17 protein-coding genes and 1 tRNA gene are annotated in these 22795 nt (G+C 73.6%); 16 read left to right on the top strand and 2 right to left on the bottom strand.

Annotated elements, in window-relative coordinates; translation table 11 throughout:
- Nucleotides 1-71: 71 nt before the first annotated feature.
- The 13 genes from FHU28_RS27255 (at nucleotide 72) to FHU28_RS27195 (ending at nucleotide 17046) form a co-directional block, all read left to right on the top strand.
- A complete protein-coding gene (locus FHU28_RS27255; protein WP_184687379.1) occupies nucleotides 72-1124 on the top strand; it encodes a substrate-binding domain-containing protein in 1053 nt (350 codons plus the stop codon).
- Between the two features lie 53 nt (nucleotides 1125-1177).
- Nucleotides 1178-2350 carry a Gfo/Idh/MocA family protein gene (locus tag FHU28_RS27250; protein WP_374223521.1) on the top strand — a complete coding sequence of 391 codons (1173 nt, stop codon included), beginning with the start codon at nucleotides 1178-1180 and terminating at the stop codon, nucleotides 2348-2350.
- 209 nt (nucleotides 2351-2559) lie between these two features.
- Complete coding sequence (locus FHU28_RS27245; RefSeq protein ID WP_184687376.1) at nucleotides 2560-3708, top strand: inositol-3-phosphate synthase; 1149 nt, start codon at nucleotides 2560-2562, stop codon at nucleotides 3706-3708.
- Nucleotides 3705-4613, top strand: a complete 909-nt coding sequence (locus FHU28_RS27240; protein WP_184687374.1) for an SCO3242 family prenyltransferase — start codon at nucleotides 3705-3707, stop codon at nucleotides 4611-4613. Before FHU28_RS27245 ends, FHU28_RS27240 begins: the two co-directional genes overlap by 4 nt.
- Nucleotides 4610-5488, top strand: a complete 879-nt coding sequence (locus tag FHU28_RS27235) for a sugar phosphate isomerase/epimerase family protein (RefSeq protein WP_184687372.1) — start codon at nucleotides 4610-4612, stop codon at nucleotides 5486-5488. Before FHU28_RS27240 ends, FHU28_RS27235 begins: the two co-directional genes overlap by 4 nt.
- A gap of 34 nt (nucleotides 5489-5522) precedes the next feature.
- Nucleotides 5523-6128: an EboA domain-containing protein gene (locus FHU28_RS27230; protein ID WP_184687370.1), complete on the top strand. Its 606-nt coding sequence runs from the start codon at nucleotides 5523-5525 to the stop codon at nucleotides 6126-6128.
- 1 nt (nucleotide 6129) lies between these two features.
- Nucleotides 6130-6981, top strand: coding sequence for a TatD family hydrolase (locus FHU28_RS27225; protein WP_184687368.1), 852 nt, complete (start codon nucleotides 6130-6132; stop codon nucleotides 6979-6981).
- On the top strand, nucleotides 6981-8228 hold the full coding sequence (gene eboE / locus FHU28_RS27220) for a metabolite traffic protein EboE (protein WP_260413131.1): 1248 nt from the start codon (nucleotides 6981-6983) through the stop codon (nucleotides 8226-8228). Before FHU28_RS27225 ends, eboE begins: the two co-directional genes overlap by 1 nt.
- Complete coding sequence (locus FHU28_RS27215; protein WP_184687366.1) at nucleotides 8225-9619, top strand: alkaline phosphatase family protein; 1395 nt, start codon at nucleotides 8225-8227, stop codon at nucleotides 9617-9619. Before eboE ends, FHU28_RS27215 begins: the two co-directional genes overlap by 4 nt.
- Nucleotides 9616-10683: a polyprenyl synthetase family protein gene (locus tag FHU28_RS27210; protein WP_184687364.1), complete on the top strand. Its 1068-nt coding sequence runs from the start codon at nucleotides 9616-9618 to the stop codon at nucleotides 10681-10683. The genes FHU28_RS27215 and FHU28_RS27210 overlap by 4 nt, the downstream gene beginning before the upstream one ends.
- 220 nt (nucleotides 10684-10903) lie before the next feature.
- Nucleotides 10904-13738, top strand: a complete 2835-nt coding sequence (locus tag FHU28_RS27205) for a PQQ-dependent sugar dehydrogenase (RefSeq protein WP_184687362.1) — start codon at nucleotides 10904-10906, stop codon at nucleotides 13736-13738.
- Nucleotides 13739-13755: 17 nt separating this feature from the next.
- Nucleotides 13756-15864: a ThuA domain-containing protein gene (locus tag FHU28_RS27200; RefSeq protein WP_116511603.1), complete on the top strand. Its 2109-nt coding sequence runs from the start codon at nucleotides 13756-13758 to the stop codon at nucleotides 15862-15864.
- Between the two features lie 174 nt (nucleotides 15865-16038).
- Nucleotides 16039-17046 carry a sugar phosphate isomerase/epimerase family protein gene (locus FHU28_RS27195; protein WP_184687360.1) on the top strand — a complete coding sequence of 336 codons (1008 nt, stop codon included), beginning with the start codon at nucleotides 16039-16041 and terminating at the stop codon, nucleotides 17044-17046.
- A 178-nt stretch (nucleotides 17047-17224) separates the two neighbouring features.
- Here the strand turns inward: FHU28_RS27195 and FHU28_RS27190 are convergent, their stop codons facing one another.
- Nucleotides 17225-18409, bottom strand: coding sequence for an ROK family transcriptional regulator (locus FHU28_RS27190; protein WP_184687358.1), 1185 nt, complete (start codon nucleotides 18407-18409; stop codon nucleotides 17225-17227).
- 96 nt (nucleotides 18410-18505) lie between these two features.
- Entirely contained in the window at nucleotides 18506-18889 is a 384-nt protein-coding gene (locus tag FHU28_RS27185) for a hypothetical protein (RefSeq protein ID WP_184687356.1), read from the bottom strand.
- 269 nt (nucleotides 18890-19158) lie between these two features.
- Between FHU28_RS27185 and FHU28_RS27180 the strand changes: the two genes are divergently transcribed.
- From FHU28_RS27180 to FHU28_RS27170, 3 genes are all read left to right on the top strand, one after another.
- Nucleotides 19159-19231 (top strand) — tRNA-Asn (locus tag FHU28_RS27180).
- Nucleotides 19232-19405: 174 nt separating this feature from the next.
- A complete protein-coding gene (locus FHU28_RS27175) occupies nucleotides 19406-21541 on the top strand; it encodes an MMPL family transporter (RefSeq protein WP_184687354.1) in 2136 nt (711 codons plus the stop codon).
- Nucleotides 21534-22769, top strand: coding sequence for an FAD-dependent oxidoreductase (locus tag FHU28_RS27170; RefSeq protein WP_184687351.1), 1236 nt, complete (start codon nucleotides 21534-21536; stop codon nucleotides 22767-22769). Before FHU28_RS27175 ends, FHU28_RS27170 begins: the two co-directional genes overlap by 8 nt.
- Nucleotides 22770-22795: the final 26 nt, after the last annotated feature.

Below are 22795 nucleotides of genomic sequence, written 5' to 3'. Positions count from 1 at the left end.
TGCCGTCGTACCGACTGTGGTCCGGCCCGCCACACCCGAAACCACCCCACCACCTCATCCCAGGAGGCGTCATGAGAACACCGCGCCATGACCTGTCCCGCCGCCGGCTGCTCTTCGGCGGGGCCGCCGTCTCCGCCGGGGTGCTGCTCGCCGGCTGCACAAGCAACGAGCAGAACCCGACCGAGGCACAGACCAAGGCGGCCGGTTCCGGCGCCAACACCGAGCCGGGCAAGAAGGTGAGCATCGGATTCTCCGCCCCGGCCGCCGACCACGGCTGGATCGCCGCCATCACCAACAACGCCAAGGCGCAGGCCGGGGCGTACCAGGACGTGGAGCTGAAGTCGGTCGAGGCCGGCGCGGACGCGGCGGCCCAGCGGGCGGCGCTGTCCACGCTGATCTCGCAGAAGCCCGACGTGATCGTGCTGCTGCCGCACGACGGCAAGGAGCTCAACGCGTTCGGCCTGGAGGCGATGAAGGCCGGCATACCCGTGGTGAACCTGGACCGGGCCTTCCCGGACGCGCGCGCCTACCGGTGCCAGATCAAGGGCGACAACTACGGCATGGGGGTGGCCGCCGCCACCTACATCGCCGAGCAGCTCAAGGCCAAAGGCGTGAGCAACCCGGTGATCGGCGAGATCCCCGGCATCGAGTCGCTGGAGCTGACCCAGGAACGGTCGAAGGGGTTCGCCGACACGCTCGCCTCGTACGGGTTCAAGGTCGCCAACCGGCGTCCGGCGGAGTTCACCGTGGACTCCGGCCAGCAGGCCGCCACCGGCCTGTTCCAGGCGCTGCCGAAGATCGACGCGGTCTGGAACCACGACGACGACCAGGGCATCGGCGTGCTCGCGGCGGTCAACCAGGCCAACCGCAAGGAATTCATCATGGTCGGCGGCGCCGGCTCCAAGAAGGCCATGGAGGACATCGCCGCCGACAACACGGTCCTCAAGGCCACAGTCACCTACAGCCCGTCGATGGCCTCCTCGGCCATCTCCCTGGCCCGCCTGATCGGCCAGGGCAAGGGCATGTCCGACCTGGTCGAACTCCAGGTACCGAAGGAGATCGTCCTCGCCTCCGAGACGATCACCAAGGAGAACGCGAGCGACTACCTGAAGCTCGGGTTCTGACTCACGGGGGGAGACCCACCTTGTCCAGTCACGACAGCATCCTGCGGGTCGGCATGGTCGGCTACGCGTTCATGGGCGCCGCGCACTCCCAGGCGTGGCGCACCGTGAACCGGGTGTTCGACCTGCCGGCCCGGGTGCGGATGGCGCTCGTCTGCGGCCGGGACGAACCGAAGGTGGCCGAGGCCGCCGACCGGCTCGGCTGGGACGGCTACACCACCGACTGGCGGCGGCTCGTCGAGTCCGACGAGATCGACGTGGTCGACATCTGCACGCCGGGGGACAGCCACCGCGAGATAGCGCTCGCCGCGCTCGCCGCGGGCAAGCACGTGCTGTGCGAGAAGCCGCTGGCGAACAGCGTCGCCGAGGCCCGGGAGATGACCGAGGCCGCGGCCCGTGCCCAGGCGTCCGGGGTACGCGCGATGTGCGGCTTCAACTACCGGCGGGTGCCGGCGGTCGCCCTGATGCGGCAGCTGGTGGCGGACGGGCGGATCGGCGAGATCCGGCACGTCCGGGCGGTCTACCTCCAGGACTGGATCGTCGACCCGCAGTTCCCGCTGGTGTGGCGGTTGCAGAAGGACAGGGCGGGCTCCGGCGCGCTCGGCGACATCGGCGCGCACATCATCGACCTGACCCAGTACGTCACCGGTCAGCTCATCACCGGGGTCAGCGCGCTGACCGAGACGTTCGTCCGCCAGCGGCCACTCGTCGCCGGGTCGAGCGGCCTGGCCGCGCAGGCCGACGGCAACGGCAGCGCGACGGGCCAGGTGACAGTGGACGACGCGGCGGTGTTCGTGGCCCGGCTCGACGGGGGAGCGCTGGCCACGTACGAGGCGACCCGGTTCGCCACCGGCCGTAAGAACGCGCTTCGGGTCGAGATCAACGGTTCGCGCGGCAGCGTCGTGTTCGACCTGGAACGCCTCAACGAGCTGGAGTTCCTGGACGCCACCCGGCCCGCCGCCGAGCAGGGCTTCAGCCGGATCCTGGTGACCGAGCCGGAGCACCCGTACCTGGGCGCGTGGTGGCCGCCCGGCCACATCATCGGCTACGAGCACTCCTTCACCCACCAGGCGCGTGACTTCGTCGAGGCGGTCGCCACCGGCGCCGACCCGGCCCCGTCGTTCGCCGACGCGCTTCAGGTCCAGCTCGTGCTCGACGCGGTGACCCGCTCGGCCGAGCGGGCCGCCTGGACGGAGGTGGAACCCGCTCTGGCCGAAGCTTCCGCCTGACCTGAGGCGGGCCCCACGGGGTCCGCCGACACTCACCGGCGCCGGCCGGCGAGGGCCCGCCGCGGTTGCGCCCCGCGACGGGGACGAGGCCGGCTCCGGGGAGCGTGCCGCCGGTGTCCGCCGGCACGACCAGCACGGCCCTCCGGTGCGGCCGGACCGGGATTCCCCGGCCGCACCGGCGGACCGGCCTTACCTGGGGAGGTAGCGCGATGCGTACGGGTGTGTGGCTGGTGGGTGCGCGCGGCTCGGTCGCCACCACCGCCGTGGTCGGCGGGCTGGCCCTGCGGGCCGGGCTCACCGCGCCGACCGGATGCGTGACCGAGCTGCCCGCCCTGCGCGGGCCCGCCCTGCCGGGCTTCGCCGATCTCGTCTTCGGCGGCCACGACGTGGTCGCCACCCCGCTCACCAAACGCGCCGAGGCGCTCGCCGACGCCGGGGTGCTGCCCGGCCGGCTGGCCGACGCCGTGGCACCCGACCTGGCCGCCGTCGAGGCGGCGCTACGGCCCGCGCCGGTCGAGGGCGACCAGGGCGAGCGGATCGCCACTGTGGTCCGCGACCTGACCGACTTCCGGTCCCGGCACGGGCTGGACCGGGTGGTGGTGGTCAACGTCGCCGCCACCGAACCGGCGCCCGCCCCGCACCCGGCCCACCACGACCTGGCCACGCTGCGCGAGGCGCTGACCAGTGCGCCCGACGTGCTGCCGCCCAGCTCCGCGTACGCGTACGCGGCGTTCACCGCCGGCTGCCCGTACGTGGACTTCACCCCGTCCACAGGTGCCCGGCTGCCGGCCCTGGCCGCGCTGGCCGCCGAACGCGGACTGCCGTACGCCGGGCACGACGGCAAGACCGGCGAGACGCTGCTCAAGTCGGTGCTCGCGCCGATGTTCGCGATGCGGCACCTCGCCGTGCGCTCCTGGTCCGGCACGAACCTGCTCGGCGGCGGCGACGGCGCCACGCTCGCCGACCCGGCCGCCAACGCCGCGAAGGTGGGCAGCAAGCAGCGGGTGCTCGCCGAGACGCTCGGCTACCTGCCGCAGGGTGGTACCCGGATCGAGTACGTCGAGGAACTGGGCGACTTCAAGACCGCCTGGGACCTGGTCACGTTCGCCGGTTTCCTGGGCACCGGCATGCGGATGGAGTTCACCTGGCACGGCTGCGACTCGGCGCTCGCCGCGCCGCTCGTGCTGGACCTGTCCCGGCTCACCGCCGCCGCGCACGCCGCCGGCCGCCACGGCCCGCTGACCGAGCTGGCGTTCTTCTTCAAGGACCCGCTCGGCGCGACCGGCCACGCGCTCGGCGGGCAGTGGGCGGTGCTGCGGGACTTCACCGCCGGCCTGCACGCCCGGATGTCGCCGTGACCCGCCTGGCCGACCTGGCCGAGCTGGTCCGGGCGCCGGCCGCGCTCTCGGTGCCCGGGGACGTGCTCTCCGGCGCCGCCGCGGCCGGTGCGCTGGGCCGCCGGACGCCCGCGCTGGCCGGCGCGTCGGTGCTGCTCTACTGGGCCGGGATGGCCGCCAACGACTGGGCGGACCGGCGGCTGGACGCTGTCGAACGGCCGGAGCGGCCGATCCCGTCCGGCCGGGTGCGCCCGTCGGTGGCGCTCGGCGTCGCGTCCGGCCTGACCGCCGCCGGGCTCGCGGTCGCCACCGCCGCCGGGGGCCGCCGGGCGGCAGCGGTCGCGCTCCCGCTCGCCGCCACGATCTGGGGGTACGACCTGCGCGCCAAGAACACCGCCGCCGGCCCGGCGGTGATGGCCGCCTGCCGAGGGCTGGACGTGCTGCTCGGCGCGTCCGGCGGCCGGGTGGTCCGGGCGCTGCCGGCCGCGCTGACTGTGGCCGCGCACACCTGGACCGTGACCGCGCTGTCCCGGCGCGAGGTGACCGGCGCGGACCGGCGGCTACCCGGCCTCACGCTGGCCGGCACCGCGCTCGTCGCGCTCGCCACCCCGGCCCGGCCCACGCCACCCGCCGCGCGCCCCGGCTCCCCGGCCCGCAGCGGCTCCGGCCGCACCGCCGGGCTCGGTCACCTCGTGCCGGCGGTGCTCGCGGCCGGGTACGCCGCCCGGTACGGCCGGGCGCAGGTCCGGGTGCTCGCCGACCCGTCACCGGCCCGGGTGCGCGCCGCCGTCGGGGCCGGGATCACCGGGCTGCCCGCCTTGCAGGGCGCGCTCACCGCCCGCGCCGGGGCCCGGCTGCTCGGCCTCGCCGTGGCCGGGGCCGCCCCGCTCGGCCGCCGCCTGGCCCGGCTGATCTCGCCGACATGACCGCTGTCCCCGACCCGCTGCCCGGCCCGGGCGCGCTGCGTTTCGGGTACGGCACCAACGGCTTCGCCAACCACCGCCTCGGCGACGCGCTGGCGGTCCTCGCCGACCTCGGGTACGCGGGCGTCGCGCTCACCCTCGACCACGACCACCTGGACCCGTTCGCCCCCGGGCTGATCCGCCGGGTGGCCGCCGTACGCCGCCGGCTGGACGCGCTCGGGCTGGCGGTGGTGGTCGAGACCGGCGCCCGCTACCTGCTCGACCCCTGGCACAAGCACGCGCCGACGCTGCTGCACGACGACCCGGCCCGGCGGGTGGAGTTCCTGCGCCGGGCCGTGCGGATCGGCGCCGAGCTGGGCGCGGAGGCGGTCTCCTTCTGGGCCGGCGTACGCCCGCCCGGCGTACCGCCCGACGTCGCGGCCGACCGCCTGGTGGCCGGCTGCGCGACCGTCTGCGCCGAGGCCGCCGACGAGGGCGTGGCGCTGGGCTTCGAGCCGGAGCCGGGCATGTTCGTCGAGGACATCGCCGGGTGGTGGCGGCTGCGCGAGGCGCTCGGCGCGCCGCCCGGCTTCGGCATCACGCTCGACATCGGACACTGCCGCTGCCTGGAGCCGCTGGCGGTGCCGCGGTGCGTGGCCGCGGTCGCCGCGCATCTGGTCAACGTGCAGATCGACGACATGCGCCGGGGTGTGCACGAGCACCTGGAGTTCGGCGCCGGTGAGATCGACTTCCCGCCGGTGCTGCGCGCCCTGGCCGACGCCGGCTACCGCGGGCTGGTGGCGGTGGAGCTGCCCCGGCACTCGCACGCGGCTCCGGCCGTCGCCGCCCGCTCACTGGACTTCCTGCGCGCCGCCGCCTCGCGCGGCGAGGGGCGGTGATCCACCACCTTCCACCCGGCAGAGGGGAGACGGCATGACACCCGACCGACTGCGCGCCGCGCTTCGGGGCGTACCCGATCCGCAGTGGCTGGATGCGGCGTTGCGCCGCGTCGCGACCGAACCCGCGGCGATCGAACGGTTCTTCGCCGCGACCGCCCGGCGGTGCGGTCGCGGGCCGCTGCCCGACCCGCCCGGCTGGACGGCCGACGAGGCGGCGCGGGCGCTGCTGCTGACCGCGCTGCCCGGCGGTCACGCCTCCGCCGCTGAGACGCTCTACCGGCAGGGCGACGCCGCCGAGAAACGCGCCGTGCTGCGCGCGCTGCCGCTGCTGCCCATCGGGGCGGAGTGCGTGCCGCTGCTGCACGACGCGATCCGTACCAACGACACCCGGCTGGTCGCCGCCGCGCTCGGCCCGTACGCCCGGCACCTGGAGCAGCCGGCCTGGCGGCAGGCGGTGCTCAAGTGCGTGTTCACCGGCGTGCCACTGGCGGTGGTCGACGGCCTGGCCGACCGCGCCGACGGCGAGCTGGCGCGGATGCTCGCCGCATTCGCCGCCGAGCGGCACGCCGCCGGCCGGACCATGCCCGACGACGCAGCCGACCTGCTGCGCCGGCTGACCATCCCCACCACGGAGGCGTGACATGCGCATCTTCGACCCGCACATCCACATGACGTCCCGTACCACGGACGACTACGAGCGGATGGCCGCCGCCGGGGTCCGCGCGGTGGTCGAGCCGGCGTTCTGGCTGGGCCAGCCGCGTACGAGCGTGGACAGCTTCGTGGACTACTTCGACTCGCTGATCGGCTGGGAGCCGTTCCGGGCCGGGCAGTTCGGCGTCCGGCACCACGCCACAGTGGCGCTGAACCCGAAGGAGGCGAACGACCCGCGCTGCCGCCCGGTGCTCGACCTGCTGCCCCGCTACCTGGACAAGGACGGCGTGGTGGCGGTCGGCGAGATCGGCTACGACGCGATGACGCCGGCCGAGGACGCCGCGCTGGCCGGGCAGCTCGCGCTGGCCGTCGCGTACGACCTGCCCGCCCTGGTGCACACGCCGCACCGGGACAAGGCACGCGGCGTACGGCGCACGCTCGACGTGGTCGCCGAGTCGGACATCGCGCCGGAACGGGTGCTCGTCGACCACCTCAACGAGGTGACAGTGGAGCTGGTCCGGGACACCGGCTGCTGGCTGGGCTTCTCCATCTACCCGGAGACGAAGATGTCGCCGCCGCGCATGGTCGAGCTGCTGAAGCGGTACGGGACCGAGCGGATGCTCGTCAACTCGGCCGCCGACTGGGGGCGGTCGGACCCGCTGCTGACCCGGGCCACCGGGGAGGCGATGCAGCTGGCCGGGTTCAGCGCCGACGACGTGGACCGAGTGCTGTGGCGCAACCCGGTCGAGTTCTACGGCCAGTCCGGCCGGCTCGACCTGACCGCCCTGGAGGCCGCGGCGCCCACCTTCGCCGGCAACTCGATAGTGCGCGGAGGCGAATGATGCGGCTGCGTCACGCCGACGGCACCACTGTCCATCTCGGCTACTGCACGAACGTCCACCCGGCCGAGGACCTGCCCGGCATCGTCGCCCAGCTCGACACGTACGCGGTCGCGGTGCGCCGGGCGCTCGACGCCGACCTGCTCGGGCTCGGGCTCTGGCTGGCCGCGCCGGTGGCCGCCGCGCTCGCCGCCGACCCGGCGGCCCGCCGCCGGCTGCGCCACGAGCTGACGGTGCGCGGGCTGGAGGTGGTCACGCTCAACGGTTTCCCGTACGCCGCGTTCCAGGCCCCGGTGGTCAAGGGCGCGGTGTACCACCCGGACTGGACCACGCCGCAGCGATCGGCGTACACGCTCGACCTGGCCCGGGTGCTGGCCGACCTGCTGCCCGACGACGCCGTCCACGGGTCGGTCTCGACGCTGCCGCTGGCCTGGCGTACGCCGTGGGACGCCGCGCGGACCGCGACCGCCCGGCGGCGGCTCGACGCGCTGGCCGACGGGCTGGCCGCGGTGCAGCGGGAGACCGGCCGGGTGATCCGGGTCGGCTTCGAGCCGGAACCCGGCTGCCTGGTGGAGTCGACGGGACAAGCACGCGAGGTATTCTCAGCCATGGATACCGACCGGCTCGGGATCTGCCTGGACCTCGCACACCTGGCGTGCGCCTGGGAGCAGCCGGCGGATGCCCTGGCCGGGCTGCGTGCCGCCGGGCTGCCGGTGGTGAAGGTCCAGGTGTCCGCCGCGGTCGAGGCGCCCGATCCGGTGACGGCGGGCGCGGCGCTGCGCCGCTTCGTCGAGCCGAGGTTCCTGCACCAGACCCGCGCGGCCGGTTGCGCGGGCGCCGCCGACCCGGCCGATCCGGCGTACGCGGCCGACGACCTCGACGCCGCGCTCGACGCCCGGCTGCCCGGGGCGTGGCGGGTGCACTACCACGTGCCGCTGCACGCCCCGCCCGAGCCGCCGCTGCGCTCCACGGTGCCGGTCCTGCGGGAGGCGCTGGCCGCGTTGTTCGCCGGTCCGGCCGCCGGCTGCGACCACCTCGACGTCGAGACGTACACCTGGGGGGTGCTGCCGGAGGCGCGGCGGCCGCGCGGCGACGCGGAGCTGGCCGCCGGCATCGCCGCCGAGGTGGCCTTCGCCCGCGACGAGCTGACCGCGCTCGGGCTGGCCCCGACGGCGGGGGTCGCCGTGAGCGCGAGGAGTGAGCCGGTCCTGCGAGCCCCGCAGTCGCGAACGAAGGCCGGCACCGCATGAGCCGGCGGCTGGTGGTGCTCGACGTGGTCGGGCTGACCCCGCGGTTGCTGGCGCACATGCCCCGGCTGCGCGCGGTGGCCGAGGCCGGGTTCGCCGCCGAGCTGGGCACGGTGCTGCCGGCGGTGACCTGCTCGGCGCAGTCCACGTTCCTCACCGGCGAGCTGCCCGCCGGGCACGGCGTGGTGGGCAACGGCTGGTACTTCCGCGACCTGGGCGAGGTGCTGCTCTGGCGGCAGCACAACGCGCTGGTCGGCGGCGAGAAGGTGTGGCAGGCGGCCCGCCGGGCCGAGCCGGGCTACCGGGTCGCCAACGTCTGCTGGTGGTACGCGATGGGCGCGGACGTGGACTGGACCGTCACGCCGCGCCCGGTCTACCACGCCGACGGGCGCAAGGAGCCGGACTGCTGGACCGACCCGCCGCAGCTGCGGGACACGCTGACCGAGGCGCTCGGCACGTTCCCGCTGTTCAGCTACTGGGGGCCGGGCGCCGGGCTGCCGTCCTCGGCGTGGATCAGCCGGGCGGCGCAGCGCATCCTCGCCGACCACGCCCCCGACCTGACGCTGGTGTACCTGCCGCATCTGGACTACGACCTGCAACGCTTCGGTCCGTCCGGGCCGGAGGCCGCCGCCGCGGCGGCGGAGTTGGACACCGTGCTCGGCCCGCTGCTGGATGCCGCCCGTGATCGGGACGCTACTGTTGTGGCGTTGTCCGAGTACGGCATCACCGACGTGTCCCGCCCGGTGGACGTGAACCGGTTGCTGCGCGCCGAAGGGTTCCTGCGGGTCTACACCCAGGCCGGGATGGAGTACCTCGACCCGTGGACGTCACGGGCGTTCGCGGTGGCCGACCACCAGGTGGCGCACGTCTACGTCCGGGATCCGGCGGACGTGCCGGCGGTGGCGAAGCTCTGCGCGGCGCTGCCCGGCGTGGCCGAGGTGCTTGATGCCGCCGGGCAGGCCGGGTACGGCCTCGACCATCCCCGCTCGGGCGAGCTGATCCTGGTGGCCGAGCCGGACGCCTGGTTCACCTACTACTACTGGCTCGACGACGCGCGGGCGCCCGACTTCGCCCGGCTGGTGGAGATCCATCGCAAGCCGGGTTACGACCCGGCCGAGCTGTTCTTCGACCCGGCCGCTCCGGGCGCGGCGAAACGCCGCGCGGCGGTGGCGCTGGCCCGCAAGAAGCTCGGCCTGCGCTATCTGATGAACGTGGTCGGGCTGGACGCCGGGGCGCGGGCGGTGCGTGGTTCGCACGGGCGCCTGCCGGCCGATCCGGCAGACGGCCCGGTGCTGCTCTGCTCCGACCGGGCCGCGATCCGGCCCCGGGTGGAGGCGACCGATGTGAAGGCGTTGTTGCTCGAACTCGCCGGACTGGCCTGGGAGGCGCCATGACCGTAACCGTCGCACCGACCGACCCGGCCCTGCTTCGGGGCCGCTTCGACGCCGAGCTCGCCGCGTTCCTGGACGCGAGACGGCCGGGTCGGCCGGACGACGGTACGGGGGCCGTCCACACCGCTCTGCGCCGGTTCGTGCTGGCCGGTGGCAAGCGGCTGCGACCGCTGTTCTGCTACTGGGGCTGGCGGGGTTTCGGCGGCCCGGACGAGCGGCCGATTCTGGTGGCCGCGGCGTCGCTGGAGTTGTTCCACGCGTTCGCGCTGATCCACGACGACATCGTGGACCGCAGTGACCGCCGCCGGGGCGCGCCGACGCTGCACCGCTTCTTCGCCGACCTGCACGAGCGGTCCGGCTGGCGCGGTGATCCGGCGGCGTACGGCCGGCAGGCGGCGGTGCTCTGCGGGGACCTCTGCGCCACCTGGTCGGCCCAGATGTTCCACGGCTGCGGGTTGCCGCCGGAGCGGCTGCGCCGGGGGCACGTCCTGCTGGCCCGGATGCGCTCCGAGGTGATCGCGGGGGAGTACCTGGACGTGGTCGCCGCGGCCGGGGACGGCACGGTGGCGAGCGCGCTCGCCGTGGTGCGGCTGAAGACGGCCCGTTACACGGTGACCCGTCCGGTGCAGATCGGCGCCGCGCTGGCCGGTGCGACGCCGGAGGAGGTGGCGGCGCTCGCCGGGTTCGGCGACCCGCTCGGGGACGCGTTCCAGCTCCGGGACGACGTCCTCGGCGTCTTCGGGGATCCGGCGGTGACCGGCAAGTCCAACCTGGACGACCTGCGCGAGGGCAAGCCGACGGTGCTGCTGGCGCTGGCCCGGGCGTCCGCCTCCCCGGCCGGCGTGGCCCGGCTGCGGGAGCTGGTCGGCGATCCGGGACTGGACCACGCGGGCGCCGCCGAGGTGCGGGGCATCGTCGAGGAGTCCGGCGCCCGGGAGGCGGTGGAGCGGATGATCCGTACCCGGGCCGACGCGGCAGTGGTCGCGCTGGACGCGGCGGGGCTCGCGGAGCCGGCCCGGCGGGTGCTCGCCGCGCTTGTGGAACGGGCTGTCGACCGCCGCGAGTGACACCTACTTTTGTTGCGTAGCGCCGAAAGTGTAAGCCGATCGATCAGAAGCTATGGACAGACTGATCGAAAGGTTTTAATGTCGTGCACAGCACCTAGCTGTCTCGTCGAGGCGATCCGCCCCGCACCGCCGCCTCGTCGAGGCGCAGCATCCCCCGCTCGGCATCCGGCGCGACGCGCGCCCGGTCCTGGCTGCGCGCGTCAGGAAGGGACAGCACAGCATGTCCAGCCACCACCACCCCCGTGCCCGACGACCGTTCGCCGCCGCAGCAGCGCTGCTGCTCGCGGCCACCGCCGGCACCGTCACAGCGGCCGCGGCGCCCGTCCCGGCGTCCGCCCACCCCATCACGGCGAGCGACTTCCAGCAGGTCGAACTCGCCCGCGGCGTCGCCGAGACCGGCGAACCGATGTCCCTGGCGGTGCTGCCCGACCGGTCGGTCCTGCACACCGCCCGCAACGGCACGCTGCGCCGCACCGACGCGGCCGGCGCCACCACAGTCATCGGCACGCTGTCGGTCTACACCCACGACGAGGAAGGGCTGCAGGGCGTCGGCGTCGACCCCGGCTTCGCCTCCAACCGGCACATCTACCTCTACTACGCGCCGCCGCTGTCCACCCCGGCCGGGGACGCGCCCGCCACCGGCACCGACTTCTCCGCCTGGCAGGGCGTCAACCGGCTCTCCCGGTTCACGCTCAACGCCGACTTCACGCTCAACCAGGCCAGCAAGGTCGACGTGCTCGACGTACCGGCCGACCGGGGGCTGTGCTGCCACGTCGGCGGCGACATCGACTTCGACGCCGCCGGCAACCTCTACCTGTCCACCGGCGACGACACCAACCCGTTCGACTCGGCCGGCTACGCGCCGATCGACGAGCGCACCAACCGCAACCCCGGCTACGACGCGCAGCGCAGCGCCGGCAACACCAACGACCTACGCGGCAAGATCCTGCGGATCAAGGTGAACGCCAACGGCACGTACTCGATCCCGGCCGGCAACCTCTTCGCGCCCGGCACCGCGCGGACCCGCCCGGAGATCTACGCGATGGGCTTCCGCAACCCGTTCCGGATCAGCGTCGACAAGGCCACCGGCGTCGTCTACGTGGGCGACTACGGGCCGGACGCCGGCACCACCACGGCCCGCGGCCCGTCCGGGCAGGTCGAGTTCAACCGGGTCACCGGGCCCGGCAACTACGGCTGGCCGTACTGCACCGGCACCAACACGGCCGCCGAGACGTACGCCGAATGGGACTTCGCCACCGGCACCGCCGGGCCGAAGTACAACTGCACCGGCGGCCCGACGAACAACTCGTTCCGCAACACCGGCCTGGCCACGTTGCCGGCGGCGAAGCCGTCCTGGATCCGCTACGCCGGTGACGCGGGCAGCCCGCCCGAGTTCGGCGGCGGCTCCGAGTCGCCGATGGGCGGCCCGGTCTACCGGTACGACGCGGCGAACCCGTCCACCACGAAGTTCCCGCAGTCCTTCGACGGGCAGTTCTTCGCCACCGAGTTCGGCCGGGGCTGGATCAAGCCGATCCACGTCAACGCCGACGGCTCACCCGGCACCATCGACACGTTCCCGTGGGCCGGCAAACAGGTGATGGACTCCGCGTTCGGCCCGGACGGCGCGTACTACGTGCTCGACTACGGCACCGGCTACTTCAACGGCGACGCCAACTCGGCGCTGTACCGCTTCGACTACCTGGGCGGCGCCAACCGTGCCCCGGTGGCCCGTGCCGCCGCCGACCGGACATCCGGCGCCGCGCCGCTCGCAGTCGCGTTCTCCTCAACCGGCTCGTCCGACCCGGAGGGCGGCGCGCTCACGTACGCCTGGACGTTCGGCGACGGCGGCACCTCCACCGCGGCGAACCCCTCGCACACCTACACCGCGAACGGCAGGTACACCGCCACGCTCACCGTGCGCGACCCGCAGGGCGCCACCGGCACCGCGAGCGTGACAGTCACAGTCGGCAACACCGCCCCGACTGTGGTCATCGAGACGCCCGGCAACGGCAAGCTGTTCTCCTTCGGCGACACGGTGCCGTTCCGGATCACCGTCACCGACCCGGAGGACGCCACCATCGACTGCACGAAGGTCAAGATGACCTACGTGCTCGGCCACGACCAGCACGGCCACCAGATCACCTCGGCGACCGGCTGCACCGGCTCGATCGCCGTGCCGGTCGACGGTGAGCACGACGACGCGGCGAACATCTTCGCGGTCTTCGACGCCGAGTACACCGACTCCGGCGGCCTCACCACGCACACCCAGCACACGCTCCAGCCCCGGCACCGGCAGGCCGAGCACTTCGCCACCTCCGCCGGGGTCAACACGTTCGACAAGGGCACCGCCGAGGGCGGCAGGACCGTCGGCGACATCCACAACGGGGACTGGATCGCGTTCCGGCCGTACCTGCTCGCCGACGCCACCGGATTCACCGCCCGGGTCTCGTCCGCCGGAGCCGGCGGCACGCTCCAGGTGCGGGCCGGCTCGGCCACCGGCGCCGTCCTCGGCTCCGCCACCGTCCCGGTCACCGGCGCCTGGGACACGTTCACCACAGTGACCGGCACGATCACCAGCCCGCCGGCCGGCACCACCACGCTCTACCTCACGTTCGCCGGGGGCAGCGGGGCGCTCTACGACCTGGACGCGTTCACGCTCACCACGCCGGCCGTGCGCACCGGCCCGGTGAAGGGCCTGGCCGGCAAGTGCCTGGACGTGCGCAACGCCGCCACCGCCGACGGCACGCAGATCCAGCTCTACACCTGCAACGGCACGACGGCGCAGTCGTGGACGGTGACGCCGAACGCCACGGTGAAGGCGCTCGGCAAGTGCCTGGACGTCTCCGGTGGCGCCAGCGCGGACGGCACCAAGATCCAGCTGTACACGTGCAACGGCACCGGCGCCCAGAACTGGTCGGCGCAGGCGGACGGAACGCTGCGCAACCCGTCGTCGGCCAAGTGCCTGGACGTGTCCGGCAACAACTCGGCCGACGGCACGGCGGTGCACCTGTGGACGTGCACCGGCGCGGCGAACCAGCGCTGGACCCTGCCCTGAGGATGAAGGAGAACCAGATGAAACTCCTGCGTACCGCACTGGGGGCGGTGACCGCCGTCCTCACCGCCATCGCCTGCACCGTCCCCGCGGGCCCGGCCGCCGCCGCCGACGCCCCCTACGACGTACTCGTCTTCTCCAAGACCGCCGGATTCCGCCACGACTCCATCGCGGCGGGCACGCAGGCCGTGCGCGAGCTGGGCACGGCGAACAACTTCACGGTCACCGCGACCGAGGACGCCGCCCAGTTCACCACCGCCAACCTGGCCCGCTTCGAGGCGGTGATCTTCCTCAACACCACCGGGGACGTCCTCAACGCCACCCAGCAGTCGGCGTTCGAGGCGTACATCGGCGCCGGCGGCGGGTACGTCGGCGTGCACTCCGCCGCCGACACCGAGTACGACTGGCCGTTCTACGGCAACCTCGTCGGCGCCTGGTTCGCCTCCCACCCGGCCATCCAGCCGGCCACCGTCAAGGTGGAGGACCGGGCACACGCGGCCACCGCGCACCTGCCGCAGCAGTGGAACCGCACCGACGAGTGGTACGACTACCGCTCCAACGCCCGCTCCACCGCGCACGTGCTGGCCAGCCTCGACGAGTCCTCGTACTCCGGAGGCTCGATGGGCGGCGACCACCCGCACGCCTGGTGCAAGACGTACAGCGGTGGCCGGTCCTTCTACACCGGCGGCGGCCACACCCAGGCGTCCTACGCCGACGCGGCGTTCCGCAACCACCTGCTCGGCGGCATCCGCTACGCGGCCGGGCGCACGAAGGCCGACTGCCGGCCGGAGACCGGCTACACCGCGCTCTACAACGGCGGCACCACCGGCTGGTCCCAGGCCGGGCCAGGCAGCTTCACCAACGCCGACGCCACGCTCACCTCGGTGGGCGGCATGGGCCTGTACTGGTACAGCGCGAAGCAGTTCACCAACTACTCGCTGAAGCTGGACTGGCGGCTGGCCGGCGACGACAACTCGGGCGTGTTCGTCGGCTTCCCGCCGTCGAGCGACCCGAACTCGGCTGTGGACAACGGCTACGAGGTGCAGATCGACCCCACCGACGCGGCCGACCGGACCACCGGCGCGATCTACGGCTTCAAGTCGGCGGACCTGGCGGCCCGGGACGCGGCGCTGAACCCGGCGGGGGAGTGGAACACCTACGAGATCCTGGTCGAGTCCGAGCGGCTGCAGGTCTTCCTCAACGGCGTACGCATAAACGACTTCACCAACACCGACCCGGTGCGGTCGCTCGCCGGGCACGTCGGCATCCAGAACCACGGCACCGGCGACGACGTGTCGTTCCGCAACATCCGGATCAAGGAGCTGGGCGGGACGCCGCCGCCGACCGGCAACACCACGGTCCAGGCCGAGTCGTTCGGTTCGGCCAGCGGCGTCAGCGCGTACCCCAAGGCGGGCGCCAACGGCGGCCAGACCCTGGGGTACGTGGACCCAGGCGACTGGGCCGCGTACCCGGGGCTCGACCTCACCGGTGTGACGTCGCTGCGCGCCCGGGTGGTCTCCGGCGGCCCGGGCGGCACGCTCCAGGTGCGTACCGGCTCGCCGACCGGGCCGGTGCTCGGCCAGGTGGCGGTGCCGAACACCGGTAGCTGGACCACGTTCGCCGACGTGTCGACCGCGCTCACAGGCGTGCCGTCCGGTACGCAGACCGTGCACCTGACGTTCACCGGCAGCGGCTCCGGGCTGTTCGACGTGGACGACTTCACGCTGGTCCGCTCGACCGGCAGCGGCGGCACCGGCCCGATCAAGGGGCTGGCCGGCAAGTGCCTGGACGTGCGGAACGCCTCGTCGGCGGACGGCACCCAGATCCAGCTCTACACCTGCAACGGCTCGTCGGCGCAGACGTGGACGGTGACGTCGAACGGGCCGGTGAAGGCGCTGGGCAAGTGCCTGGACGTCTCCGGCGGCGGCAACGCGAACGGCACGAAGATCCAGTTGTGGTCGTGCAACGGCACGGGTGCGCAGAACTGGTCGGCGCAGGCGGACGGGACGCTGCGTAATCCGTCGTCGGGCAAGTGCCTGGACGTGTCGGGCAACAACTCGGCCGACGGCACGGCGGTGCACCTGTGGACGTGCACGGGCGCGGCGAACCAGCGCTGGACCCTGCCCTGAGGAAGGCCATAGAGTGGAGGCGGCGACCGCGAGGTGGCCGGTGACCCGGCGGGAGGCGCAACCCGCCCGGGAGGCAGACGCTCCGGCGTCCACCGGTGCCCTCAGGCCGCCGCCTCCGGTCGTCCTCGCCCCGGTCCGCGACGGAATCCCCCATCACCACAGGGGAGAAGGACAATGGCGCGACCCATCACGCTCTTCACCGGCCAGTGGGCCGACCTTCCGTTCGACGAGGTCTGCCGGCTCGCCGCCGAGTGGGGCTACGACGGACTGGAGATCGCCTGCTGGGGCGACCACTTCGAGGTGGACAAGGCGCTCGCCGACGACTCGTACGTCGAGCGCAAGCGGGCCACCCTGGCCAAGCACAACCTCCAGGTGTTCGCCATCTCCAACCACCTGGTCGGGCAGGCCGTCTGCGACCACCCGATCGACGAGCGGCACCAGGACATCCTCCCGGCCCGGATCTGGGGCGACGGCGAGCCGGAGGGCGTGCGCCGCCGGGCTTCCGAGGAGATCAAGGACACCGCGCGGGCGGCGGCGAAGCTCGGTGTACGCACTGTCGTCGGCTTCACCGGCTCGTCCATCTGGCACACACTGGCCATGTTCCCGCCGGTGCCGCCGGCCATGATCGAGCGCGGCTACCAGGACTTCGCCGACAGGTGGAACCCGATCCTGGACGTGTTCGACGAGGTGGGCGTGCGGTTCGCGCACGAGGTGCACCCCAGCGAGATCGCGTACGACTACTGGACCACGAAGCGGACGCTGGAGGCGATCGGGCACCGGCCCGCGTTCGGGCTCAACTGGGACCCGTCGCACTTCGTCTGGCAGGAGCTGGACCCGGTGAACTTCATCTTCGACTTCGCCGACCGGATCTATCACGTCGACTGCAAGGACGCGAAGGTCCGTACCGGGGACGGCCGCCGTGGCCGGCTCTCCTCCCACCTGCCCTGGGCCGACCTGCGACGCGGCTGGGACTTCGTCTCCACCGGGCACGGCGATGTGCCGTGGGAGGACTGCTTCCGGGCGCTGAACGCGATCGGCTACGACGGCCCGATCTCGATCGAGTGGGAGGACGCCGGCATGGACCGCCTGGTCGGCGCGCCGGAGGCACTTCAGTTCGTCCGCCGCCTGGCGTTCGACGCCCCGTCGGCGGCCTTCGACGCCGCATTCACCAGCCGCGGCTGACCCCCTAACCCCCACCCTCGCCCCCACCCCCTCCTCGGCGCCCGTGATCTTGCAGTTGCGGCCCTCCCGAAACGGCATAAGCGGCATCATGTGGGCCGCAAGTGCAAGATCGACGGGGTGAGGGTGAGGGTGAGGGTGAGGGTGAGGGTGAGGGTGAGGGTGAGGGTGAGGGTGGGGGTCAGCGGGCGGCGTAGGCCTGGTCGCTTACCAGGTGGGCTGCGCCGATCAGGGCGGCGGTGTCGCCGAGGTCGGACAGGACGATCGGCAGGCTGCCGGTGGCCAACGGCGTGGAGCGCCGGTAGACCACGCCCCGGATCTCCGCGAGCAGGACCGGCCCGATCCCGGCCGGCGCGCCCCCGATGATGACGATGGCCGGGTTGACGAAGCTGACCAGCCCGACCAGCACCTGCCCGAGGCGGCGGGCGGCGTCGCGGACGATGATCTGCGCCGCCGGGTCACCCTCGGTGGCCGCCGCCGCCACGTCGGCCACCGACAGCGTCCCGGCCTCGGCCAGCCGGTCCGCGAGCACCGTCGAGCGCCCGGCCCGCGCGGCCGTCACCGCCTCCCGCACCAGCGCGGCATCCCCGCAGTACGCCTCGACGCACCCGTTGTGGCCGCAGCCGCAGAGCGGCCCGTCCTCGCTGAGCTGGAGGTGACCGATGTCGCCGGCCCCACTGGCCGCGCCCCGGTAGAGCGAACCGGCGAGCACCAGCCCGGAGCCGACCGCGTCGCCCAGCTTGACGGCGAGGAAGTCGTCGAACGGGCGGCCGGTGCCGGCGTGCCGTTCGCCGAGGGCCATCGCGTTGGCGTCGTTGTCGACCTGCACCGGGCAGCCCAGCTCGGCGGCGAGCGTGTCGCGTACCGGGAAGCGGTGCCAGCCGGGCAGGGCCGGCGGGGACACCGGCGTGCCGTCGCGGACCTCGACCGGCGCGGGCAGCGCGACACCGACGCCGGTCAGCGACGTCAGTCCCGCCTCGGCCCGCAGCTTGCTGAGCAGCTCGACCATGCGGGCGACCACCACGTCCGGGCCGAGCCGGACGTCCACCGGCTCGTCGTGCCGGGCCAGCGGGTTCAGCTCGCCGTCGGTGAGCGCGACCCGCAGCGTGCCGCCGCCGACGAGCACCGCGCCGAACCGGACCTGCGCGCCGATGCGCAGCAGCGACGACCGTCGCCCGCCCCGTGACGCGGCCGGGCCGGCGCTCTCCACCAGGCCCAGCGCGGTCAACCGGTCCACCTCGGCGGCGAACCGGGCCCGGGGCAGGCCGAGGAGGTCGGTCAGCTCGACCCGGGACCGTGGGCCGTCGTCGCGCAGCAGGCGCAGCAGCCGCGCCTGATCCGCCGTCTCCGGTCCGACCATCGGCATGTGGTCACCTCCCCACCGAGAATGTGCCACATCGGCGCCCGGGCACACGGGAGCGGGCCGGTCACCCGAAGGTGACCGGCCCGCTGTCCGCTTGCGTCAGAGCGTGTTGCCGGTGGACGGCTTGGTGCTCGTGCCGGTCGTGGTCGAGCCGGACGCGCTGGTCGAGCCCGTGCCGTTGGCGCGGCTGCCGACGGCTGCCGGCGTGCCCGCGAACGGCTTGTCGGCCTCGGTCATGCCCGGCTTGCCGCCGTTGCCGGTGGCAAGCTTCTCACCCAGCTTGGTCTGCCCCAGCTTGTCCTTGCTCTCGGAGTAGAGCCGGGTCGCCTGCGCCTGCGCGACCCCGGCCGCCTCCTGGACGGTCGGGTGGTCGAGGACCTTGCGCCCGCGGACCACCAGCTCTTCGTACTTCTCCCGGCCGGCACGGGCGCCCAGGACGAATCCCGCAGCCAGCCCGCCAAGAAACATGATCTTTCCGCGCATGGCGGCTCCTTCCGTACCTGACGCTCTCTGCCGATTTCCGCCGGCTCGGCGGAACGACCATCGTGGCGCCTGCGTTCTCTGTCGACGGCTAACTACCCATCCTGCTCTCCGCTCATGCCTCCCTGTGCCGAGATGACGATTTGTCCGTAATTCTGGCGCGTCCGCCGGTCGGGTCCGGTCCGGTAACCCCCTGGCGCACCACCCCCGGATGTCCTGTACTCTTGTCCCCGTCGCACGGAGCGGAAAGATCCGATCCGAGCGGTGCACGGTCCCCTGTAGCTCAATTGGCAGAGCAGCCGGCTGTTAACCGGCAGGTTATTGGTTCGAGTCCAATCGGGGGAGCTTCGCTCCATGTCACGCCCGTCGGCCCCGCCGGCGGGCGTTCGTCGTTCCCACCCCTCGCGTGTCCCGGCTGCCCGGTTTCCGCCCCCGAGTCACCGTTCGCCCGGCAGGATGGTCGGCGTCGACCTAGACTCCCGCTGCGTCGATTGATGCGTCGATTCGAGGACGGTGGAGATGGCCGCAGGACGCAGCCGCTGGACCGCGACGCTCGTCGCGGTGGCGGTGGTGCTCGGCTGGCTGATCATCGGCGGCGTCGCCGGGCCGTACTCGGGCAAGCTCGGCGAGGTCTCCACCAACGACAACGCCTCCTTCCTGCCGACCGACGCCGAGGCCACCCGCGCACAGGACCTGGCCGCCGGATTCGTCGACCGGGAGACCACCCCGGCGCTCGTGGTCTACGAACGCGCCGGCGGCCTCACCCCGGCCGACCAGCAACGGATCCAGGCCGACGCCGCCCGCTTCGCCGACGTGCCCGGCGTGGTCGGCCCGCTGCCGCCACCGATCGTCAGCCAGGACCGGCAGGCCGCCCAGGTGATCGTCCCGATCGAAAGCGGTGAGGGCGAACAGATCCGCGCGGTGGTGGAACGCCTGCGCGACATCGCCGGCCCGGACCGCGACGGGCTCACCGTCGACGTGGCCGGACCCGCAGGGCTGCTCGGCGACCTGATCGAGGTGTTCGGCGCGATCGACGGGCCGCTGCTGCTCGTCACCCTCACCGTGGTCCTGGTCATCCTCCTCGTCGTCTACCGCAGCCCGGTGCTGTGGATCTTCCCGCTGCTGGCCGCCGGGATGTCGTACTCGCTGGCGGCCGTCTTCGTCTACCTGCTCGCCGACCACGACATCGTCAAGCTCAACGGGCAGGCGCAGGGCATCCTCACAGTGCTCGTGTTCGGCGCCGGCACCGACTACGCGCTGCTGCTCATCGCCCGCTACCGGGAGGAGCTGCACCGGCACGAGCGGCCCTGGGACGCGATGAGGACCGCCTGGAAGGGCGCCGCGCCGGCCATCGTCGCCTCCGGCGCCACAGTCATCGTCAGCCTGCTCTGCCTGCTGCTGTCCAGCCTCAACTCCAACCGGGCGCTCGGCCCGGTGAGCGCCGTCGGCATCGCCGCCACGCTGCTGGTGATGCTCACGTTCCTGCCCGCGCTGCTGGTCCTCGGCGGCAGATGGGCGTTCTGGCCCCGGCGGCCCCGGCACGACGAGGCCGACCCGCGCGCCGAGCACGGCATCTGGGCGCGGATCGCCGGCTTCGTGGCGCGGCGCTCGCGTACCGTCTGGATCGTCACCGCCGTCGCGCTGGCAGTGCTCGCGATCGGGGTGACCCAGCTCGGCGCCACCACGCTCGGCCAGTCCCAGCTGTTCACCCAGCGCACCGACTCGGTGGCCGGGCAGGAGGTCATCGACAGGCACTTCCCGGCCGGCACCGGCAGCCCCGCCACCATCTTCACCAGCCAGGACACCGCGCGTCAGGTCGCCCAGGTGGCGCAGGGCGTCCCCGGGGTGGCCGCTGTCGCGCCGCTCGGCCAGCGTGGCGAGAACGCGCCGCCCGACCCGGCCGCTCCGCCGAAGGTGGTCGACGGGCGGGTGCAGCTCAACGTCACGCTCGCCGACGCGCCGGACAGCAACGGCGCCGAGCGCACCATCCGCGACCTGCGCGAGGCGGTGCACCGGGTGCCCGGCGCGGACGCCGTGGTCGGCGGCTTCACCGCGATCAACGTGGACACCGCCGACGCCTCGGTCCGCGACCGCAACGTGATCATCCCGGTGGTGCTGCTGGTCATCGCGATCATCCTGGCCGTGCTGCTGCGCGCCCTGGTCGCCCCGGTGCTGCTGATCGCCACAGTGGTGCTGTCGTTCCTGGCCACGCTCGGCCTGTGCGCGCTGCTGTTCCGGTACGTGTTCGACTTCCCCGGCGTCGACCAGTCGTTCCCGCTGTTCGCGTTCGTCTTCCTGGTGGCGCTCGGCATCGACTACAACATCTTCCTGATGAGCCGGGTCCGGGAGGAGTCGGTACGCCGCGGCACCCGCGCCGGTGTGCTCGTCGGCCTGGCCGTCACCGGCGGCGTGATCACCTCCGCCGGCATCGTGCTCGCCGCCACGTTCTCCGCGCTCGCCGTGCTGCCGCTCGTGGTGCTCGTCGAGCTGGGCGTGGCCGTCGCCGTCGGCGTCCTGCTCGACACCATAGTGGTCCGCTCGCTGCTGGTGCCCGCGCTCGCGTACGACATCGGCCCGAAGGTCTGGTGGCCGGGCCGGTTGTCGCGGTCGCACCGCGAGGGCGACCGGGCCGGCGCGGGGGTGGACCGTGCCTGACACGGACGTCGTGATCGTCGGCGGCGGCCTGGCCGGGCTCGCCGCCGCGCGGCGGCTGCACCGGGCCGGCGTGCCGTGGCGGCTGCTGGAGGCCGCCGACCGGCTCGGCGGGCGGGTCGCCACCGACCGGGTCGACGGGTTCCTGCTGGACCGCGGCTTCCAGGTGCTGAACACCGCGTACCCGCGGCTCGCCGGCCTGGTCGACGTCGGCGCTCTCGGGATGGGCTGGTTCACGCCCGGCGTGCTGGTGCGCCGCGGCGACCGGCTGGAACGACTCGTCAACCCGCTGCGCGAACCCGCCGGCGCGCCCGCCACGCTCACCGCCGGCATCGGATCACTGACCGACCGGCTGCGCTTCGGCGCGCTCGCGGCCGGCTACGCGACGCTGCCGGTCGGGCGGCTGCTCCACACACCCGAGACCACAGCCGAGAAGGCGCTGCGCCGCGCCGGGCTCTCCGACGCGATCATCGAGGAACTCCTCCGGCCGTTCCTGTCCGGCGTGCTGCTCGACCGCGAGCTGGCCACCTCCAGCCACGTCCTCGCGGTCATCATGCGCTCCTTCGCCCGGGGCCGGATCGGCCTGCCCGCGGACGGCATGGCGGCGCTGCCCCGGGCGCTCGCCGCGCCGCTGCCCGCCGAGCTGATCGACCTGAACACCCCGGTCACCGAGGTCGCGCCCGGCCGCGTCCGCACCCCGTCCGGCGAGATCACCTGCCGCGCCGTCGTGGTCGCGGCCGACCCACCGGCGGCGGCCACGCTGCTGCCCGGGCTGCCACGGGTACGCATGCACGCCTACACCACCTACTACCACCGCACCGGCACGGCGCCACTGGACGAGCCGATCCTGCTGCTCGACGGCGACCGGCGGGAAATGATCGCCAACACGGTGGTGGTGAGCCGGGCCGCACCCACGTACGCCCCCGACGGCCAGCACCTGGTCGCCACCTCGGTGGTCGGCCCCCAGACCCCGCCCGAACCGGTGATCCGCCGCGAGCTGGACCGCCTCTACGGCCGCTCCACCGCCGACTGGACCCACCTCACCACCGTCACCGTGCCGGACGCGCTGCCCGCCGCCCCGCCACCGCAGGGCCGCCTGCGCAAGCCGGTCGCGCTGGGCGACGGCCTGTACGTGGCCGGGGACCACCGGGACAGCCCGTCCATCCAGGGCGCGCTCGCCAGCGGCTGGCGTACAGCCGGCGCCGTCCTCGCCGATCTCCGGCGGGCGTGAGCCGTTGGCCGGTGGGTTGCGCGTTG

This window comes from Micromonospora echinospora (assembly GCF_014203425.1).
GTDB lineage: Bacteria > Actinomycetota > Actinomycetes > Mycobacteriales > Micromonosporaceae > Micromonospora > Micromonospora echinospora_A.
This window is presented reverse-complemented; position numbering and strand designations above follow the sequence as displayed.

Excerpts from the sequence above, each read along its gene's own strand:
- FHU28_RS27255 (WP_184687379.1), top strand. The coding sequence starts at position 72 with ATGAGAACACCGCGCCATGACCTGTCCCGCCGCCGGCTGCTCTTCGGC.
- FHU28_RS27250 (WP_374223521.1), top strand. The coding sequence starts at position 1,178 with ATGGTCGGCTACGCGTTCATGGGCGCCGCGCACTCCCAGGCGTGGCGC.
- FHU28_RS27245 (WP_184687376.1), top strand. The coding sequence starts at position 2,560 with ATGCGTACGGGTGTGTGGCTGGTGGGTGCGCGCGGCTCGGTCGCCACC.
- FHU28_RS27235 (WP_184687372.1), top strand. The coding sequence starts at position 4,610 with ATGACCGCTGTCCCCGACCCGCTGCCCGGCCCGGGCGCGCTGCGTTTC.
- FHU28_RS27230 (WP_184687370.1), top strand. The coding sequence starts at position 5,523 with ATGACACCCGACCGACTGCGCGCCGCGCTTCGGGGCGTACCCGATCCG.
- FHU28_RS27225 (WP_184687368.1), top strand. The coding sequence starts at position 6,130 with ATGCGCATCTTCGACCCGCACATCCACATGACGTCCCGTACCACGGAC.
- eboE (WP_260413131.1), top strand. The coding sequence starts at position 6,981 with ATGCGGCTGCGTCACGCCGACGGCACCACTGTCCATCTCGGCTACTGC.
- FHU28_RS27215 (WP_184687366.1), top strand. The coding sequence starts at position 8,225 with ATGAGCCGGCGGCTGGTGGTGCTCGACGTGGTCGGGCTGACCCCGCGG.
- FHU28_RS27210 (WP_184687364.1), top strand. The coding sequence starts at position 9,616 with ATGACCGTAACCGTCGCACCGACCGACCCGGCCCTGCTTCGGGGCCGC.
- FHU28_RS27205 (WP_184687362.1), top strand. The coding sequence starts at position 10,904 with ATGTCCAGCCACCACCACCCCCGTGCCCGACGACCGTTCGCCGCCGCA.
- FHU28_RS27200 (WP_116511603.1), top strand. The coding sequence starts at position 13,756 with ATGAAACTCCTGCGTACCGCACTGGGGGCGGTGACCGCCGTCCTCACC.
- FHU28_RS27195 (WP_184687360.1), top strand. The coding sequence starts at position 16,039 with ATGGCGCGACCCATCACGCTCTTCACCGGCCAGTGGGCCGACCTTCCG.
- FHU28_RS27190 (WP_184687358.1), bottom strand. The coding sequence starts at position 18,409 with ATGCCGATGGTCGGACCGGAGACGGCGGATCAGGCGCGGCTGCTGCGC.
- FHU28_RS27185 (WP_184687356.1), bottom strand. The coding sequence starts at position 18,889 with ATGCGCGGAAAGATCATGTTTCTTGGCGGGCTGGCTGCGGGATTCGTC.
- FHU28_RS27175 (WP_184687354.1), top strand. The coding sequence starts at position 19,406 with ATGGCCGCAGGACGCAGCCGCTGGACCGCGACGCTCGTCGCGGTGGCG.